Source organism: Mycobacterium tuberculosis complex sp. N0072 (assembly GCF_030323725.1).
Classification (GTDB): Bacteria; Actinomycetota; Actinomycetes; order Mycobacteriales; family Mycobacteriaceae; genus Mycobacterium; species Mycobacterium tuberculosis.
In genome coordinates this window covers 4,403,429-4,421,403 of record NZ_CP040689.1, presented here as the reverse complement: position 1 = coordinate 4,421,403, position 17,975 = coordinate 4,403,429, and the positions used below count along the sequence as shown (strand labels likewise).

The following is a 17,975-nucleotide window of genomic DNA, read 5'->3' as shown; positions in this document are numbered from 1 at the left end:
ATCCGCCATCCTCGCTTGATTGTCGAGTGCCGTTTCCACGCTGAAACGGCGTGATAACTACACCGCCCGAAGCTAACAGTTTTCCGTACGGCTGCCAACCGTTGTTTTGCGTTGTGGTGGGTTCTTTGTGAGTGTGGCGGTCTCGGGTGTACGGATGGTGAGCAGCTTAGCGGGCAGGATGCCCTGAAGCGGTTGCCGGGTGGGCGAGGTTTGACCAGGCGAAGGCGCGTAAGTACCCTCGAACAGTCGCCCGAAAGTCGGCGATGCGGCTGCGACCTGGATTAGTCCAGGGACCGCGCCGGCCAGCAGCGAAAACTACCTCCGACTGTCCCGCGGGCCAATCGAGTTGGAAGGCAGTGAGTGGCCGGATGGTGATGTTGCCAGACATAGCGAGGAGACGCCCGTGACCAAGGGCAAAAGGACCTTCCAGCCGAACAACCGGCGGCGAGCTCGTGTTCACGGTTTCCGCTTACGGATGCGTACCCGCGCCGGGAGGTCAATTGTGTCCAGCCGGCGACGCAAGGGTCGGCGCACGCTCAGTGCTTGATTGCAACACCGGGCTTATTTGCGGTGCTTCGTGCACGCAACCGCATGAGGCGGTCAGCGGATTTTGAAACAACGGTGAAGCACGGGATGCGTACCGTGCGGTCTGACATGGTCGTTTATTGGTGGCGTGGGAGTGGCGGTGGGCCGCGCGTCGGACTGATTATCGCCAAGTCGGTGGGGTCGGCCGTGGAACGCCACCGCGTGGCACGTCGGCTGCGGCACGTGGCTGGGTCGATCGTCAAAGAACTCCACCCGTCCGATCATGTGGTGATCCGCGCGCTGCCGAGCAGCCGGCATGTCTCCTCGGCTCGGTTGGAGCAGCAACTGCGATGCGGCTTGCGGAGGGCTGTCGAACTGGCAGGTAGTGATCGGTGAGTCTGTCTAGGCAAAGCTGTGGGCGAGTGGTCCGGGTTACCGGTAGAGCATCAGCGCGGGGGTTGATTTTCGTTATCCAGGTCCATCGGCACATGCTTTCGCCGCTACGACCGGCGTCGTGCCGCTTTGTCCCTACCTGTAGTCAGTACGCCGTCGATGCGCTCACCGAGTATGGCCTGTTGCGGGGAAGCTGGTTGACCATGATCAGGCTCGCAAAGTGCGGACCATGGCATCGGGGAGGATGGGATCCGATACCGGAAGGCTTAACGACAGGCCGGAGCTGCCAGACAGACGTCGACGGCGCGAACGACGACTGGAACCCTGCGTCAAAGCGAGGGGAGCGTGAGTCTTTTGTTTGATTTCTTCAGTCTCGACTTCATCTACTACCCGGTGTCGTGGATCATGTGGGTTTGGTACCGGCTGTTCGCGTTTGTGCTAGGACCATCCAACTTCTTCGCCTGGGCGTTGTCGGTGATGTTCCTGGTCTTCACGCTGCGTGCGCTGCTGTACAAGCCGTTCGTGCGCCAGATTCGCACCACCAGGCAGATGCAGGAACTGCAACCACAGATCAAGGCCTTGCAAAAGAAATACGGCAAGGATCGTCAGCGGATGGCGCTCGAAATGCAAAAGCTGCAACGCGAGCACGGCTTCAACCCCATTCTCGGATGTTTGCCGATGCTGGCGCAGATTCCGGTGTTTCTTGGGCTCTATCATGTGTTGCGCTCGTTTAACCGTACGACCGGGGGCTTTGGTCAACCACACTTGTCGGTGATCGAGAACCGACTGACTGGGAACTACGTCTTTAGCCCGGTCGACGTCGGCCACTTCCTAGATGCCAACTTGTTCGGCGCTCCGATCGGGGCGTACATGACGCAACGGTCCGGGTTGGATGCGTTCGTCGATTTCAGTCGCCCTGCGTTGATCGCGGTGGGTGTGCCGGTGATGATCTTGGCCGGCATCGCGACGTACTTCAACAGTCGCGCGTCTATCGCGCGGCAGAGCGCCGAGGCGGCTGCGAATCCACAGACCGCGATGATGAACAAGCTGGCGCTGTACGTATTTCCGCTCGGCGTAGTCGTCGGCGGACCGTTCCTGCCACTGGCGATCATCTTGTATTGGTTCTCGAACAATATCTGGACGTTCGGGCAGCAGCATTACGTCTTCGGCATGATCGAAAAGGAGGAGGAGGCCAAAAAGCAGGAGGCGGTCCGGCGCCGGGCGGCCAACGCGCCGGCCCCGGGAGCTAAGCCCAAGCGGAGCCCGAAGACCGCTCCAGCGACCAATGCGGCAGCCCCAACAGAAGCCGGGGACACCGATGACGGGGCAGAGTCGGACGCCAGCACTGAGCGACCAGCCGACACGTCCAATCCGGCCAGACGCAACAGCGGCCCGAGCGCCCGTACGCCGCGGCCCGGGGTGCGACCGAAAAAACGCAAACGTTGACAATCCTTCCGGGCAGCCGGGCAGGCGGTCCCACAAACACAACCCACCCGCAGACGAGGGGAGAGCAAGCCATGGCCGACGCTGACACCACCGACTTCGACGTCGACGCAGAAGCACCGGGTGGAGGCGTCCGGGAGGACACGGCGACGGATGCTGACGAGGCCGACGATCAAGAAGAGAGATTGGTCGCCGAGGGCGAGATTGCAGGCGACTACCTGGAAGAGTTATTGGACGTGTTGGACTTCGATGGCGACATCGACCTCGATGTCGAAGGCAATCGTGCGGTGGTGAGCATCGACGGCAGTGACGACCTGAACAAGTTGGTCGGGCGCGGGGGCGAGGTGCTCGACGCTCTGCAGGAACTCACCCGGTTGGCGGTGCATCAGAAGACCGGTGTGCGGAGCCGGTTGATGCTAGACATCGCGAGGTGGCGACGGCGGCGCCGGGAGGAATTGGCGGCGCTGGCCGACGAGGTGGCGCGGCGAGTGGCCGAAACCGGTGACCGCGAGGAACTCGTTCCAATGACGCCGTTCGAACGGAAGATCGTCCACGATGCGGTTGCAGCGGTGCCAGGTGTGCACAGCGAAAGCGAAGGCGTGGAGCCAGAACGCCGAGTCGTTGTGCTCCGCGACTAGCTCGCGAGCCAGCGGCTCCGACCGACGCCGCAGTAAGCGATGCGTGGCCGAGCGGCTGGGCCAGCGTCTCGAGAGCGGAGAATGTTTCACGTGAAACATGACACAGACCTCACGAGCCGGCGGAGTGCGTAATGTCTCCGATCGAGCCCGCGGCGTCTGCGATCTTCGGACCGCGGCTTGGCCTTGCTCGGCGGTACGCCGAAGCGTTGGCGGGACCCGGTGTGGAGCGGGGGCTGGTGGGACCCCGCGAAGTCGGTAGGCTATGGGACCGGCATCTACTGAACTGCGCCGTGATCGGTGAGCTCCTCGAACGCGGTGACCGGGTCGTGGATATCGGTAGCGGAGCCGGGTTGCCGGGCGTGCCATTGGCGATAGCGCGGCCGGACCTCCAGGTAGTTCTCCTAGAACCGCTACTGCGCCGCACCGAGTTTCTTCGAGAGATGGTGACAGATCTGGGCGTTGCCGTTGAGATCGTGCGGGGGCGCGCCGAGGAGTCCTGGGTGCAGGACCAATTGGGCGGCAGCGACGCTGCGGTGTCACGGGCGGTGGCCGCGTTGGACAAGTTGACGAAATGGAGCATGCCGTTGATACGGCCGAACGGGCGAATGCTCGCCATCAAAGGCGAGCGGGCTCACGACGAAGTACGGGAGCACCGGCGTGTGATGATCGCATCGGGCGCGGTTGATGTCAGGGTGGTGACATGTGGCGCGAACTATTTGCGTCCGCCCGCGACCGTGGTGTTCGCGCGACGTGGAAAGCAGATCGCCCGAGGGTCGGCACGGATGGCGAGTGGAGGGACGGCGTGAGTGCTCCGTGGGGCCCGGTGGCCGCTGGACCGTCCGCGCTCGTAAGGTCGGGCCAGGCTTCAACTATCGAACCATTCCAGCGGGAAATGACACCACCGACACCGACGCCTGAGGCCGCGCACAATCCGACGATGAATGTTTCACGTGAAACATCGACAGAATTCGACACCCCCATCGGCGCTGCAGCAGAACGTGCGATGCGGGTCCTGCACACCACCCACGAGCCGCTGCAGCGGCCGGGTCGACGCCGGGTGCTCACCATCGCGAATCAGAAGGGCGGGGTCGGTAAGACGACCACCGCCGTCAATATCGCTGCCGCGCTTGCTGTGCAGGGCCTCAAGACACTCGTGATCGATCTCGATCCCCAGGGCAACGCGAGCACCGCATTGGGTATCACCGACCGGCAATCCGGCACACCCTCGTCCTACGAGATGCTTATCGGCGAGGTTTCGTTGCACACGGCGCTACGGCGCAGCCCGCACAGCGAGCGGCTGTTCTGCATCCCGGCGACGATCGATCTGGCCGGCGCCGAAATCGAATTGGTGAGCATGGTGGCGCGCGAGAACCGGTTGCGCACCGCCCTGGCCGCACTCGACAACTTCGACTTCGACTACGTTTTCGTCGATTGCCCGCCCTCGCTGGGGCTGCTGACCATCAACGCACTCGTCGCGGCACCGGAGGTGATGATCCCGATCCAATGCGAGTACTACGCGTTGGAGGGTGTGTCGCAGCTTATGCGCAACATCGAGATGGTGAAGGCCCACCTCAACCCCCAACTCGAGGTCACCACCGTGATCCTTACCATGTATGACGGCCGGACAAAGCTCGCCGATCAAGTAGCCGACGAGGTCCGTCAGTATTTCGGAAGCAAAGTGTTGCGGACGGTGATTCCACGCAGCGTCAAGGTTTCCGAAGCGCCGGGCTACAGCATGACCATCATCGATTACGATCCCGGTTCGCGCGGCGCGATGAGTTACCTCGACGCGAGCCGCGAACTTGCCGAGCGTGACCGACCACCATCCGCGAAGGGACGACCATGACCCAGCCGTCACGCAGAAAGGGTGGCCTCGGCCGTGGCCTGGCTGCGCTGATCCCGACTGGCCCGGCAGACGGAGAATCGGGGCCACCGACCTTGGGTCCCCGGATGGGATCTGCCACGGCAGATGTCGTAATCGGCGGACCGGTCCCGGACACTTCCGTGATGGGCGCCATCTATCGGGAAATCCCACCGAGCGCCATCGAGGCTAATCCCCGTCAGCCGCGTCAGGTGTTCGACGAAGAGGCACTGGCCGAGTTGGTGCACTCCATCCGCGAATTCGGTCTCCTGCAGCCGATCGTGGTGCGGTCATTGGCTGGATCCCAAACCGGCGTGCGCTACCAGATAGTGATGGGGGAGCGGCGCTGGCGGGCTGCCCAAGAGGCGGGCTTGGCCACCATCCCGGCCATCGTGCGTGAGACCGGCGACGATAATCTGCTGCGCGACGCCCTCCTGGAAAATATTCATCGAGTACAGCTGAATCCGTTAGAAGAAGCGGCGGCATACCAGCAATTGCTCGACGAATTCGGGGTCACCCACGATGAACTGGCGGCGCGCATCGGCCGCTCGCGGCCCTTGATCACCAACATGATCCGATTGCTCAAACTCCCCATCCCGGTACAGCGGCGAGTGGCCGCCGGCGTGCTGTCGGCCGGGCATGCTCGCGCCCTGCTGTCGCTCGAGGCCGGACCGGAGGCGCAAGAGGAGCTGGCGAGCCGGATCGTCGCGGAGGGCCTGTCGGTGCGAGCCACCGAGGAGACGGTCACGCTGGCCAATCACGAGGCCAATCGCCAAGCCCATCACAGCGACGCGACTACACCCGCGCCGCCGCGGCGTAAGCCGATTCAGATGCCTGGCCTCCAAGATGTTGCTGAGCGTCTATCGACCACCTTTGACACGCGGGTGACCGTCAGTCTGGGCAAACGCAAGGGTAAGATTGTGGTGGAGTTCGGCTCGGTCGATGATTTAGCGCGCATAGTCGGTTTGATGACCACTGATGGCCGAGATAAAGGCCTGCACAGGGACGCTCTGTAATTACGTCACTGTGACAACGCGCCGGTTCCGGCGCCTAAGCCAACCCGCTGCGGGGAGCGGGAATCAACGGAGACGCGGTGTGCGGCAAGCGGATTCGAGATTGGACGGGGCAATGGACCGGACAATTGTCACCGGCCGGACACGATGCGGTGCAAGTCGGCTGGAGTGGCATCGCGAATACTGGCCCGATAGCGATCGACTCTCTTATTCTAGAAGGGTTGCTGGTGCACATTGGCCCGCGGAGGTGTAGGGCCATCGGTTGCAATGCCGCACGGAGGCCAGGAGACTAGTGTCCGCTCGTATCACAGCGTTACGACTCGAAGCCTTCGAGCAGCTCCCCAAGCATGCGCGACGCTGCGTTTTCTGGGAGGTCGACCCCGCGATTCTCGGCAAAGACGACCACCTCGCCGACCCCGAATTCGAAAAGGAAGCCTGGTTGTCGATGGTGATGCTGGAGTGGGGTTCGTGCGGTCAGGTCGCAACGGCAGTCCCGGATGAGCGCAGCCACGCCGAACCACCCTGCCTCGGGTATGTGCTCTACGCTCCGCCCAGTGCGGTGCCGCGAGCCCAGCGGTTTCCTACCGCGCCGGTGTCGGCGGACGCGGTGCTGCTTACGTCGATGGGCATCGAGCGCGGGCAAGCAGATGACGACTTACCGCACAGTCTGATTGCCCGGGTGATTGAAGAGTTGGTTCGGCGCGGCGTCCGGGCGCTGGAAGCTTTCGGCCGGACACCAGCGGCCACCGATTTGCAAAACCCGGGCGCGGTAACACCTGATGTGCGGCCGGTGTTGGAGGCCCTCGGCGACTGCTGTGTCGAACACTGCATCATCGACGCGAACTTCTTGATGGACGTGGGTTTCGTCGTGGTGGCACCGCACCCGTACTTTCCGAGGCTACGCCTCGAACTGGACAAAGGGCTGGGGTGGAAAGCCGAAGTCGAGGCCGCTCTTGAACGCTTGCTGGAGAATGCTCGACTGCAAGAGCCGATAGCAGCGGGGTCGACGGCCGGCAACACGTCGTAAACCCCACGCGGCCACTGGGCTTAAGAACCGCCGAGTCTACCCGCTCGCTCGACAGACAGTTCGTGGGCCAGCAACTCGGCGAAAGTGAATGTGCCGGTGGGCCGATCGTTCTTGCCTAACAGATACAGCCGTTTGACCGCGGCGAGAATGCCTTCGGCGATGGCATCGCGCGTCTGCGTTGAGACTAGCATCCCACGATCGTGGGGGTTGGTGATGTAGCCGATATCGACCTGAACGGTCGGCATCCTGGTCAGCCGCAACAGATCCCACGTTCGACCATGCACACGGCAATCCCGTAAACCGGTGCGCGCCACCACTTCTCGTTGAATGAAATCGGCAAGATTGCGGCCGATGGTAGACACCGAGCCGTGCGAGTTGCCGAAGTGAAAGGAAGCCACGCCGTTGGCCGCGAGACTGGTCTGGGTCTCGCAGCGCAGGCTGATCATCAGGTCTGCGCCAACGGCGTTGGCGGTGGCGGCACGCTCTGCGTCGGACGGACTACGGTTGGTCGGACGGGACAGGTGGGTCTCCATACCGATAGCTGCCATCCGTCCTTCGAGCCGACTTGCCAAGTCCCACAACAAGTCTGCTTCGCTGATGGGCCCAGCCGGACCTTGCGCGATAAGTCCGTGGTCCACGCCGCCGCGACCGGGATCAATGATGATCCGTTTGCCAGACAGCTTCGGCCCCGAGCTGCGGACCAGCTCTTCTTCGCGAATCGCATGTGGCGAGCCACCGCTGACTCGCGAACTTAGAAAGTACAAGGAGCGCAACGTTTCTGGGCCGCAGATACCGTCTGCGGCAAGTCCGTACTCACGCTGATAGGACATCAACGCATTGTGGGTCTGCAACCCGAAATGACCGTCGACCAGCCCGGTGTAGAAACCAAGATCCTGCAGCCGGGCCTGCAGTGTAGCGACGTCGTCCCCGTAGAGCGGGGCGCCGAATTGGTGGTACAGCGTGCGGGCCCCGAGCCGGTAGGAGGCTTCTTTCAACGCGCGGTAGGTGGCCTCACCGACGATGCCGTCCACCAGCAGGCCGCGATGCTGTTGGAAGGCACGGACCGCCTGGTCGAGCTGCGCGTCGAACAACTCAAGGGCGACGTTACGGCCCGTCGTCAGGTCTTCTTCCTGATGATCCAGCATCCCTAACGCGGTCAGCGCAGCCCGGATCTCGGTGACGGCCGCACTGCGGTCGCCACAGCGCAGCGCATCGCCGTCTTCGCGGCGCGGACTCGGCATACCAAGGGCCCTCCGGGATTAGCTCACATCGTTGACAATGCGGACCAGCCAACCGGTATTGTCGCAGATCCTTGCCGATTTCGGGAAAACCCCAGGCTAACCGCGGGGGCTAGTTGAGGTTGGGAACCACGTCTGAGAGCTCGCGCAGCAACGCAGCCTTACCCTTGGCGCCAACGATTCGTTTCACCGGCTGGCCGTCCTTGAACAAGATCAGGGTAGGGATCGAGACGACCTGGAAGTTGCGGGCGGTCTCCGGGTTGGTGTCCACGTCGAGCTTGGCGACGGTGAGGTCTGTTGCGCGCTCGGTGGCGATTTCCTCGAGAACGGGCGCTACCATCTTGCAAGGTCCACACCATGTCGCCCAAAAGTCAACCAGCACAGGCTTGTTGCTGGATAGCACGTCGGTGGCAAAGGATGCGTCGGTAACTTTGATGGTGGCGGACTTCTCGGAATCGGTCATCGTTGTGCTCCTATCAATGCGTCGGTACTGTCAGCTTCTCCGGTTGCTGCGTGCTCGGCGAGCCAGCGCTCGGCGTCGATAGCCGCGGCGCAGCCACTGCCCGCTGCGGTAACCGCCTGGCGATAGGTGCGATCCACCAGGTCGCCGGCAGCGAACACGCCCGGCAGTGAGGTGCTGGTGGTACGCCCCTGCACCAACACGTAGCCGTCCGGGTCGACGTCGATGGCCTCGCGCACCAAGCCCGACCGCGGCTCGTGGCCGATCGCGACGAAAACACCGGTTACCGGCAGGGTGGTTTCGGCACCGGTGTTGGTGTCGCGTACCCGCAAGCCGGTCACTGTGGTGTCCCCGTCCACCGCGACCACGGTGTGGTTGGTGAGGAACCGTATCTTGTCGTTGTTGCGGGCGCGATCGAGCATGATTTTGGAAGCCCGGAACTCGTCGCGGCGATGCACCAGCGTCACACTGCGAGCGAATCGGGTCAGGAAGGTAGCTTCCTCCATTGCCGAGTCACCGCCGCCGATGACGGCGATGTCCTGATCGCGGAAGAAGAATCCGTCGCAGGTGGCGCACGAGCTCACCCCGCGCCCGAGCAATTCCTGTTCGCCGGGCACCTGCAGATAGCGTGCCGCTGCGCCCATTGCCAGGATCACGGCTCGGGCCCGGTGGGTCTGTCCGTCGGCGGTGACGACCGATTTCAGCGGCCCGTGAAGTGATACCGACTCGACGTCTTCCATACGCAGGTCCGCGCCGAATCGCAGCGCCTGTTCCCGCATCTCATCCATCAACTCTGGACCGGTGATGCCGTTGCGAAATCCCGGGTAGTTCTCCACGTCGGTGGTGGTCATCAGCGCGCCGCCGAAAGACGTGCCCTCGAAGACCAGCGGCGCCAGCTGGGCACGGGCGGCGTAGAGCGCCGCAGTGTACCCCGCGGGACCGGAGCCGATAACGATCACGTCGCGAACGGGGTGGTGTGCGCGGTCATGGACAGGCGGGGCGGTCATGCGAGCCTTTCGAGTGCGAGGGCAGATCTTGAGACAACGAACGCCAGCGTAGGCACTGCTGTTCCCGCAGGCGAGCGACAGCACCCAGACCCATCATGCGCGGGGGACCACGGTGCTAGCCAACAACCCGGTATCGGCGGCGCTGCAGTGCGGCGCGACCGCAAAAACGGCCAGTTTGTCGGGCGTGTCCGCGGGTATCACCAGCAGTACGGCGGGCCGAGCGTCGATATCGATCGGCTGCGCGCCCAGCACCGGCGTGGACGCCGGATAGCCGAGGCCGCTCAGGCAGGACGTACGCCGGGACGGATCGCCCAGCGGGCCTCCGGGCGGGCCATAGTCCGGGGTGTGGTGAAGCAGGTCGAGAACCTGCGGCCGAGACAGCGGAATCACCGGGGCAGGTTTTGACACCGTGATGTGCTGCGCGGTTGTCGGTGCACTCGGTGCGGGTGGCGGTGCATCGACCACGGCGCCGACACCGATCGCTGTGGCCACGGCGCACAATCCGGCCGCGCCGGCGATCATTCGGACGGGGTGGACGTGCGGACGGGCGGCGTGAGCGGCGCCGGGTGAGCTGTTCGGGCGCGCCGACCGTAAGGCCGCCGAAATGCTGTCGACGACCGCTGGGCGAGCAGCTGGCCCCCAAGCGGGGTCGGCACCCATCGCGGCGACATCGCGGCGTACCCGGTTCAACGCGCGCAGGATTTGCTGAGCCTGCGGGTCTGAGCGGACCCGGCTGCGGATGCGGGCGGCGGTTGCGTCGTCCAGCAGACCTGCTTGCAGGTCGGCCAGCAGCTCAACGGTCAGCGGCGGGTCCGCATCGGCGCTATGTTTGTCTGGATCCTTGTCGGCTGCACTCATCGGCCCCAGTGTCCGTCATGCCCGGTGGCAATAGCCAGATGTGGGGTAGCGGCGAGCCCGTGGATCGATGCTACGACGGACCGGCAACGGGGTCAGCGCCGGATGTTCACCCCGGTGTTGAGATAGCCCAGCAGCCGCGCTAGGCGGGCCCGCGCCCGGGCGCAGCGGCTCTTGACGGTGCCCTCGGCCACGCCCAGCATCCGGGCGGTGTCGGCGATCGAATAGCCCTGCATGTCCACGGCGACCACCGCGGCCCGCTGCTCGACGGGCAGCCGCATCAGTGCCCGCTGCACCGCGATCGCGGTCTCGACCTGCGCGGTCCGGTCCGCGACCGGATAGACATCTTCTAGAGGGGCGGTCGGATGGGCTTTGGCCCGACGCAGCCGGTCCAGGCAAGCGTTGACCACGATGCGGTGCAACCAACTGCTGACGGCGGCATCGTACCGGAACGAGCCGGCGCCGCGGTGCGCTGACAGCATCGCGTCTTGCAGCGCATCGTCGGCGTCCTCGGAGGTCCGGCTGGTGAGCCGCGCGAGCCGGTGTAGCTGGCGGTGATGACGGCGGAACAACTGATCGAAGGCGTACCGGTCGCCGGCGACATGGGCGGCCAGCAGCTCGGCGTCGCTGCGCTCGTGACGGCCCCCGAAACCCACGGCCGGACAGTAACCAATCGGTGGCGGCATAGCACTTCACCCTGGCTGGCCGTGCCCGGCCCGGTCAGGACGCGGCGTAAATCGTGATCTCCGAGATGTCGGCTTGACTCTTTCCGTCGGTGGTTCCCAAGGTAGAGATCCACACCAGCAGATTCGAGGTGGGCGCGGCCGCCTCGACCGAGATGGTGTTGTGGCCGGGCCGCAGCGCGGTGGCCGAAGTCAACACGGCGGTATCCTCCAGCGTTGCCGGCGTCGGCGTGGATGCCGAGCGGATCTCCACCTTGGTGCCGGTGCTGGCCACGTCGATGGCGACGGTGCCGACCACCGCGGCCTGGGGCAGCTGCAACATCAAACCGACTCCGTTCTTGAAGCTAGGGAACGGGACGGGGTCGGTATAGATGTCGGTCTTCCAGGAAGTGGCCGGATTGCCGTCGATGGCCAAATCAGCCTCCCCGGGGTTGTCGGCGCCGCCGTCGGGGGAGAAGACCGTGACCTTGGTGGGTTTGACGACGCTGCCGGGCGGCGCCGAACTGGCCGCCGAGGTCGACGCGGTGGGTGCGTTGAGGCCCAGTTCGTCCTTGTTGAGGCCGCCGCTGACATCGCCGAATATCCGGCTCAACACCGAAGCCAAGACCAGCAGGGCCACCATGAGGACGGCAGCACCCGCGCCGATGCCGATCAGCAGGTTGCGACGGCGGCGGGTGTAGGTTTCGCTGTTGGGCGCGGATGTGCGCGGGGCCGCGGAGACCGGTGCTTCGTCGATCGGTCCCAGCACCTCGGTGCGATCGGCCACCGCGGTCGCCTGCTGCATTAGATTCAACAGCGTTGACGCGCTGCGTATCCCGCCGTCTCCTTGAACCGACCGGGCCGCCACCGCGGAAATCTGGAAGGGGATGTCACGGTCGATGTCGGCGGGTTCGATGGGCTGGCCAGCGGTGTCGCGCTCGGCGGGTGCCAACCCGCTGCGCACGCCGGCCTCCGGCAGCGGCCACCGGTTGACCAGCAGGGCGTACAGGGAGGCGCCGATGCCGCGGATGTCGTCTTGCGGGTTGGCGTCCGGCATGGTCGCCGGGTAGGCCAGCACGACGTCGCCGTCGATGCTCACGCGCACCCGGCTGGGATGGTCGATCGACAGCGCAACACCGGCGCGGTGGGCAGCATCTGCGGCCGCGGCCAGGGACTGCATCGCCCGGATGGCGCCAACCGGCGACGGTGAGGTGTCGGCGACTTCCTGTAACGAACCGCCGCGGATCCACTCCGCGACTACCAGACCACCGGCCCGGGTGTGCACGACGTCAAGCACTCGGGCGACACCGGGCTTGTCGATCCGGCTGAGCCGCAACGTACGGGACAAGGTCTCCTGGAGGACGTCGTCGGGCAGGACGCCCTGCGGGTCGACGAAGGTCAGCGCCACCTGGCGGTCCAGCGCTGTGTCAAGCGCCTGCCAGAACTGCAGGGGTGGTACACCCCCGTGGAAGATCAGTAGGCGGTAGCGGCCGTTAGCGATGCGGGCGCCGGGAACCAGCTGCACATCATCTGGGGGGGCCGACGATTCTCGGTCCGGTTCGCGGAGCGCGTCGAACGCAATCGGCCCACGGGCCGCATCGGCGGGCAGATCGCCGTTTTGCAGGTCGGATGGGTGCGGCCGGGAAACGGGGCCGGGGTCACGGCCGGCTGGCGCGTCGAGCTGAAGCTCGTCGGCGACGGGCCGCGGCAGCTCGGCACCCGACGCGGCACCAAACGAGGCGTTCTCCGATGGGCGGTCGATCACCTCCGGTCCTTTCGCTCTCCCGGCTCTGGCTACCTGCTCCGGAGGCCTGCGCCGGATCGGCTCGTGGACCACACTTTTCCCCCGCGGCGGGGCCAAACGCCTCCGCTCAGGGTACGTGACCGGTCCGGGGCGAGACGATTGATCCAAGACATTCTGGGTCTGAGGCCCGGTCTTCAAGCGCCGGCTCCTGATTCGGGCTCGCACGGCATCCAGCGCCGCCCGCGCCTCGGGCACCCGTGCGCAGAGGGTGACCGCAGCCAGAATTGGCAGCATGATGAGAGCCAGCACCGACAGCCGCAGCAGCGAACCGACGCTGCCCGCGTGGGCCGTCAGCTCGCTTAGCCCTAGTAACCGATCGGCCACGTGTGCCAGCAGTCCGGCAAGCAACGACGCGGCGACGGTCACCAGGACGGTTCGCGCCTCGCCGACGCCGATCAGCTGGCCGCCGTCGGGCCGCAGGGCCCGACGCAGTATGTAGTAGCCGACGATCGTGCCGGCGAGAAATCCGAGTCCGTTAGCCAGCCCGAGATAGGCCGCGACCAGCTGGGGATCACCGGTAATATGCGGCGCCAGCAGCGAGCCGAGGATCTTGACGCCGGTGATGACCACGATGATCGTGATTGGTGTCCACGGCTGCTCGCGGGCGTAGAACACGCGTAGCTGCAACAGCACTAACGCATAGGGGATCAACGTGAACGCCGACAATGCGATCGCCGCCCCCAGGTACCCGGCATCAACGTCGCCGAAGTTGCCGTATGCAAAAAGCGCGCTACCGATCGCCGGACCGCCGACCGTCATGAACGCCACCGTTGGGATCAGCGTGATCATGGTCAGCCTGGTGGCTAGCGACAGGTCGGCGAGCACGGCCGGGGTATCGTCGGCCGCGGCATTGCGGCTCAGCCGCGGCATCACCACGGTCAGCACCGTCACGCCGATCATGCCGAATGGCAACATCAGCACTAGCCAGGTGTAGTTGTAGATCGCGGGGCCGGAAGCCGCTGCCGTGCTGGCGATCCGGTTACCGACCACCAGGCCGAGCTGGCTGATCAGCACATAGAGCACCATCGCGGCGGCCATCGCGCCAAAGCGCTTGAGCCGCTGATCGATTCCCCACAGGGGGCGCAGGCTGATGTGCTCGCGCCGGATGGCCACCAGCAGCACCGCGGTCTGTGCAAACACGCCTGCGGTGGTGCCGATGCCGAGCACCAGCAGCTTGGCGTTGCCCATCCGAACCGGATCGACTGAAAGCTCGCCGGGGACCGCCAGATACACCGCTAGGGTCGCGATGGCGACGACATTGTTGACGACGGGCGCCCAGGCCGGCGGCCCGAACACATTGCGGGTGTTCAGGATCGCCATGAATACCGACGAGAGGCCGTAGACGAGGACTTGCGGTAGCAGCAGGTAAGCGAACGCCGTGGTCAGCGGCTCGTTAACCTGTGGGTTTGTGCCCAGCATCAACCGCACAAGCAGTGGCGCGGCCAGCACCGACAGCGTGGTGGCGCCCAGCAGCAGGGTGGTTGCCAACGTGACCAAACGGCGCACGAACGCCGCGCCGCCGTCCGGGTCGTCCTGCTCGGCGCGGGCCAGCACCGGTACGAAGATGGCGGTGAAGGTGGCCTCCAGCACGAGTGCGGCGACCAGGTTCGGCAGCTGGTTGGCCACCGAGAACGAGCTGGCCAGCGCCGCACCTAAGATCGCGGCCAGCAGCACGATCCGGGCAAAGCCGGTGATCCGGCTGATCAGCGTCGCGAATGCCATTGCCCAGGAGTGCGATACCAGCGCCGCGTCGGACAGCTCGGGCTGCCTCTGCGATGCCGTGGGCACCTCTCCAGGGGAGGGTCTCATACCCGGTGCTTTTCGTCATCCCGACTGGCTACGGCACGGCGCTGCGGGGCGTGTTTGCCGGTAGGCAGGTCGGGGCGATCCAGGTCGGCGCGATCAGGCTGGCCACGGAACCGGTGCCAAAGGCGCCGGCCCGCCAGCGTTACCAGCACGGCCGCAGCGGATAGCGTGATCGCGAACAACACCTTGCCGTAGGCGTTGGAGTGCACCGACAACCGCACCGGTTCACCCAGCGCGACGCCGTCGGGGGTCCGCAGCGACACGTCGACGGCAACCCGCTGTGTGAAGTTCACCTCGATTGGTACTCGTAGCGGCAGGTACCCGGGCGGTAGCTCGATCTGACCGACATCGGCCACCGTCATCCCGGGCGGAGCATCGACCTGTAGCCGGACCCGGATTGGCACGGCGAGGCCATTATGCAGCGCCAACGGCAGCGGACTGTGCTCGGTGGCCAGAGTGTAGGAGCCGCCCGGGTTGACGATGGTCACCGCGCCGAAAAGATCGTCGATCGTCTTTCCAACGACGGCCAGCCGCTGCTGGGCCAGCCCGTTGCGGGTATCGGGTGGTAGCGATTGGCTCAGCGCGCGCAACATGTCCTCGCGTAGTGGTGCGGTGTACTGCACGCCGGTCAGCCCGGTGCGGTCATCGATGGTCAACGCCGAGGTCAGCTTCCATAGCCGGGCAACCTGCCCGCCGATCTGCGTGGTGATGTCGTCATTGAACCGGCCGCGAGCGGCGCTGTAAGCGCCCGGGGGTTCCGGTGGCTCGGTGCGGGCCGCGGCGTCAGCGATCACCGCCGGTAGTGGTCGCGGCACGGCCAGGCCAGACCGGATGGCGGTGGCCAGCGCGGTCAGGATGACCTGCGCGTCGTCGCTGGCCAGGCTCCACGACGCCGGCGGCACCAGGATTTGGGTACGGGGCGCGGCATTCGGCTCCAAGCTGCGCCACAGCATTGCGCCCAAGGCGTCCTGGCGGCGCGCGGTGATCGATTCATGCGCGATCCGAACGAACAACGAGGGATCTAGATAGGTAGGAACGGTCGGGTTTGTTCCCGCGGCGGCCAGCGCGGCCCCGACCGCGGGATCAAACGGCGCCGCTACCACCCGCGGGGACAACCGCCGGGGCGCGGTAGCGGGTAAGAGCGCGGAGCCGATCTGGGACGAACCCTGCTGTTCCTCGGGGCTAAAATCGGCGGCCGCGACGGCAACCGTGCTGCCGTGGGTGCTGAGCAAGTTGATCGCCCGGCCGGTCAACGGGCCGTCGGGCAGCACGGTTGCGCCGCGGGTGGAGCTGACATCCAGGATGCGGTCGACGATGTCGGCGGGGCTGATGGTTGCGATCGCGCTCAGCCTCGGATCATTAACCCGCTGCAAAGCATCCAGGTCGGCTTGGGCAAAAGGCAGCGGCGTCACGCATGTCCGGTGGACTAGCGTCCGCAATCGATCCAGCCAGCTGGATGCGGCGGCCTGGCCGGTGCCCGGGTGGGTCGGGGTGCCCGGTAGTTGAGCGGCCCCGTCGGGCGAGTCGGACACGACGTAGCCGCCGGTCATCGCATTGACGGTGATGAGTAGATCTGGGTCGATGGCCAGGCACAGCGCTCGGCCGACGGCGCCGTCGGGGTCGACTTCCCGGTTGGTGGCGAACTCGGCCGCCGACAGGAGGATGTCCAGCCGGCCGCCGTTGGCCAGCGAGTTTGCCAGGTCGTCGTCGACCAGCCGGACGGGAACGGTGCCACCGGGTGCCCCGGGGGCCAACCGGGGCCGGTCGGCCAGCGGCCACAGCATGGTGATCCAGACCGGCGCCGTCGTTTCTGGTGCAACAGCGGAGCCGAAGTCGGTGGCCTGGTCGGGTGGCACTCCGACCACGGGCAACAGGAACCGCGCATTGTCGAGCCGCGCAGGCGCACCGTAGTCGGGTGTCCCATTGACGTTGACCAGGACCGGGTAGATCCCGGGCTGGTTGACGGCCAACGACGGCCTGGTCAGCGAGCGCAGCGGGGCCGAGAGGGTAAAGCCGGCCTCTTGCCCGCGGTCTAGTTCGGGGGCGACCGTGAGGAAGTCCGCGGCCGGCTGGTACTGGTCGGTGCCGCCGTCGAGCGAGGTGCGTAACGCCGTTGACGACGTGACCGCGGCGGCGTGCTCAAGCCGGACCATCACATCGCGGACTGGGCGGTCACCGGTATTGGTCACCGTTCCGCTGACGGTGACATGGGGTTCGCTGGAAGTGGTCACCACGTCCGGGGTCACCTGATCGATGCGGACCTGGACAAAAGGCGTCGGGCTGGGCTCGCCTGCGAGCGCGTGCGGTGCCGCCGACGGTACCGTGAGCGCCATCCCGAGGCCGGCCACGACGCCGATCGCTGAGGTGACGCGCGCCAAAGCGGCCCAGCGGAGTTGCAGTGCGGTCACGGCCCCGGCCCGGGACCGTTGTGCTGACCCGGTGCTGAGTCATCGGCATGACGAGCGCGTGAATGCGTTTGCGGCCGTCGACGAGGCGAGCTGGGTGGTAGCGGCGGAAGCGCGGCGGGGCCGTCGCTCTGCAGCTTGTCGATCAGTTCGTCGGCCACCTCGGCTAGTCGACGTTCGTCGGCGTAGGCCAGTCGAGACGGCAGTTCCCGGATCGGCACCCAGGCTACCTCGGCTACCTCGAGGTCTTCGTCGGACAGCTCTCCGCCTAAAAACCGCATCAAATAATGGTGGACGGTCTTGTGCACCCGCCGGCCGTCGGTGACGAACCAGTAGTCGATGCGCCCCAGCGCGGCGAGCACACTGCCGCGGATGCCGGTCTCCTCGGCGACCTCGCGGATGGCGGTCTGCTCGGCGGTCTCGCCCAACTCGATGTGCCCCTTGGGTAGCGACCACAGCAGCCGGCCGCGCCGGTCGACGCGGCCGATCAGAGCCGCGACCTGCGCGTCTCGTGGACCGTCGATACCGTCAATGACCAACCCTCCAGCCGATGTTTCGTGCACGGTGCGCATCCGAGTCGACCCGCGACGAGGTGAGCGGGACCGGGACCGCTTCGCCGTTGCCGGGGTCGGGGTGGCGTCGCCGGCCGGTTGGGCGTCCATGTGATTCTCGGCTGTAGCCGCAGCGCGCCGCCCGCGGCGCCGCCCCCGGCGTCGACGTGATTTGGCTTGTTCGCCGTCGGACACCCCAGCGATAGTAGCTGGTACGGGCGGGTGTTCCCGATGTACTCGCCGTCTGAGCGCCCATCGTCGGCCAGGACTTATTCGTTGGGCGAGGG

General features: G+C 65.7%; 17 protein-coding genes. 9 read left to right on the top strand and 8 right to left on the bottom strand.

What is annotated here, in order from left to right; all coding sequences use genetic code 11:
• The first annotated feature begins 403 nt into the window (after positions 1–403).
• The 9 genes from rpmH (at position 404) to FF952_RS20615 (ending at position 6,900) form a co-directional block, all read left to right on the top strand.
• A complete protein-coding gene (rpmH, locus tag FF952_RS20655) occupies positions 404–547 on the top strand; it encodes a 50S ribosomal protein L34 (RefSeq protein WP_003400206.1) in 144 nt (47 codons plus the stop codon).
• Positions 548–570: 23 nt separating this feature from the next.
• Positions 571–921 carry a ribonuclease P protein component gene (rnpA, locus tag FF952_RS20650; protein WP_003899767.1) on the top strand — a complete coding sequence of 117 codons (351 nt, stop codon included), beginning with the start codon at positions 571–573 and terminating at the stop codon, positions 919–921.
• The gene (gene yidD, locus FF952_RS20645) at positions 918–1,280 is read left to right on the top strand and encodes a membrane protein insertion efficiency factor YidD (protein ID WP_031680867.1); all 363 of its coding nucleotides are present in this window, start codon (positions 918–920) and stop codon (positions 1,278–1,280) included. The genes rnpA and yidD overlap by 4 nt, the downstream gene beginning before the upstream one ends.
• On the top strand, positions 1,264–2,364 hold the full coding sequence (gene yidC, locus FF952_RS20640) for a membrane protein insertase YidC (protein ID WP_003899765.1): 1,101 nt from the start codon (positions 1,264–1,266) through the stop codon (positions 2,362–2,364). Before yidD ends, yidC begins: the two co-directional genes overlap by 17 nt.
• Positions 2,365–2,435: 71 nt before the next feature.
• Positions 2,436–2,999 carry a Jag family protein gene (locus FF952_RS20635; RefSeq protein WP_003899764.1) on the top strand — a complete coding sequence of 188 codons (564 nt, stop codon included), beginning with the start codon at positions 2,436–2,438 and terminating at the stop codon, positions 2,997–2,999.
• Positions 3,000–3,130: 131 nt separating this feature from the next.
• Positions 3,131–3,805: a 16S rRNA (guanine(527)-N(7))-methyltransferase RsmG gene (gene rsmG, locus FF952_RS20630; protein WP_003899763.1), complete on the top strand. Its 675-nt coding sequence runs from the start codon at positions 3,131–3,133 to the stop codon at positions 3,803–3,805.
• Positions 3,802–4,845: a chromosome partitioning protein ParA gene (parA, locus tag FF952_RS20625; RefSeq protein ID WP_003400180.1), complete on the top strand. Its 1,044-nt coding sequence runs from the start codon at positions 3,802–3,804 to the stop codon at positions 4,843–4,845. Before rsmG ends, parA begins: the two co-directional genes overlap by 4 nt.
• Positions 4,842–5,876 carry a ParB/RepB/Spo0J family partition protein gene (locus tag FF952_RS20620; RefSeq protein ID WP_003400175.1) on the top strand — a complete coding sequence of 345 codons (1,035 nt, stop codon included), beginning with the start codon at positions 4,842–4,844 and terminating at the stop codon, positions 5,874–5,876. The genes parA and FF952_RS20620 overlap by 4 nt, the downstream gene beginning before the upstream one ends.
• Positions 5,877–6,165: 289 nt before the next feature.
• Positions 6,166–6,900 (top strand): hypothetical protein, encoded by a 735-nt coding sequence (locus FF952_RS20615; RefSeq protein ID WP_003400171.1) that lies wholly within the window; start codon positions 6,166–6,168, stop codon positions 6,898–6,900.
• 20 nt (positions 6,901–6,920) lie between these two features.
• On the opposite strand, the gene cwlM is transcribed toward FF952_RS20615, so the two are convergent.
• The 8 genes from cwlM to FF952_RS20575 form a co-directional block, all read right to left on the bottom strand.
• Entirely contained in the window at positions 6,921–8,141 is a 1,221-nt protein-coding gene (cwlM, locus tag FF952_RS20610; RefSeq protein ID WP_003400168.1) for an N-acetylmuramoyl-L-alanine amidase CwlM, read from the bottom strand.
• Between the two features lie 109 nt (positions 8,142–8,250).
• The gene (gene trxA, locus FF952_RS20605; protein ID WP_003400164.1) at positions 8,251–8,601 is read right to left on the bottom strand and encodes a thioredoxin; all 351 of its coding nucleotides are present in this window, start codon (positions 8,599–8,601) and stop codon (positions 8,251–8,253) included.
• Positions 8,598–9,605: a thioredoxin-disulfide reductase gene (trxB, locus tag FF952_RS20600; RefSeq protein ID WP_003900782.1), complete on the bottom strand. Its 1,008-nt coding sequence runs from the start codon at positions 9,603–9,605 to the stop codon at positions 8,598–8,600. Before trxB ends, trxA begins: the two co-directional genes overlap by 4 nt.
• A 93-nt stretch (positions 9,606–9,698) precedes the next feature.
• Positions 9,699–10,463, bottom strand: a complete 765-nt coding sequence (gene rsmA, locus FF952_RS20595; RefSeq protein ID WP_003400148.1) for an anti-sigma-M factor RsmA — start codon at positions 10,461–10,463, stop codon at positions 9,699–9,701.
• A 92-nt stretch (positions 10,464–10,555) separates the two neighbouring features.
• Entirely contained in the window at positions 10,556–11,146 is a 591-nt protein-coding gene (gene sigM, locus FF952_RS20590; protein WP_003400144.1) for an RNA polymerase sigma factor SigM, read from the bottom strand.
• Between the two features lie 34 nt (positions 11,147–11,180).
• Positions 11,181–14,735, bottom strand: coding sequence for a murein biosynthesis integral membrane protein MurJ (gene murJ, locus FF952_RS20585; RefSeq protein WP_031654062.1), 3,555 nt, complete (start codon positions 14,733–14,735; stop codon positions 11,181–11,183).
• The gene (locus FF952_RS20580; protein WP_003905199.1) at positions 14,732–17,140 is read right to left on the bottom strand and encodes a DUF6049 family protein; all 2,409 of its coding nucleotides are present in this window, start codon (positions 17,138–17,140) and stop codon (positions 14,732–14,734) included. Before FF952_RS20580 ends, murJ begins: the two co-directional genes overlap by 4 nt.
• The gene (locus FF952_RS20575; protein ID WP_003400124.1) at positions 17,137–17,883 is read right to left on the bottom strand and encodes an NUDIX hydrolase; all 747 of its coding nucleotides are present in this window, start codon (positions 17,881–17,883) and stop codon (positions 17,137–17,139) included. The genes FF952_RS20580 and FF952_RS20575 overlap by 4 nt, the downstream gene beginning before the upstream one ends.
• Between the last annotated feature and the right edge of the window lie 92 nt (positions 17,884–17,975).

Bases quoted from the DNA above. Each gene is read 5' to 3' on its own strand.
- FF952_RS20620 (WP_003400175.1), top strand. From the start codon at position 4,842: ATGACCCAGCCGTCACGCAGAAAGGGTGGCCTCGGCCGTGGCCTGGCT.
- rsmG (WP_003899763.1), top strand. From the start codon at position 3,131: ATGTCTCCGATCGAGCCCGCGGCGTCTGCGATCTTCGGACCGCGGCTT.
- trxB (WP_003900782.1), bottom strand. From the start codon at position 9,605: ATGACCGCCCCGCCTGTCCATGACCGCGCACACCACCCCGTTCGCGAC.
- murJ (WP_031654062.1), bottom strand. From the start codon at position 14,735: ATGAGACCCTCCCCTGGAGAGGTGCCCACGGCATCGCAGAGGCAGCCC.
- rsmA (WP_003400148.1), bottom strand. From the start codon at position 10,463: ATGAGTGCAGCCGACAAGGATCCAGACAAACATAGCGCCGATGCGGAC.
- sigM (WP_003400144.1), bottom strand. From the start codon at position 11,146: ATGCCGCCACCGATTGGTTACTGTCCGGCCGTGGGTTTCGGGGGCCGT.
- FF952_RS20635 (WP_003899764.1), top strand. From the start codon at position 2,436: ATGGCCGACGCTGACACCACCGACTTCGACGTCGACGCAGAAGCACCG.
- cwlM (WP_003400168.1), bottom strand. From the start codon at position 8,141: ATGCCGAGTCCGCGCCGCGAAGACGGCGATGCGCTGCGCTGTGGCGAC.
- trxA (WP_003400164.1), bottom strand. From the start codon at position 8,601: ATGACCGATTCCGAGAAGTCCGCCACCATCAAAGTTACCGACGCATCC.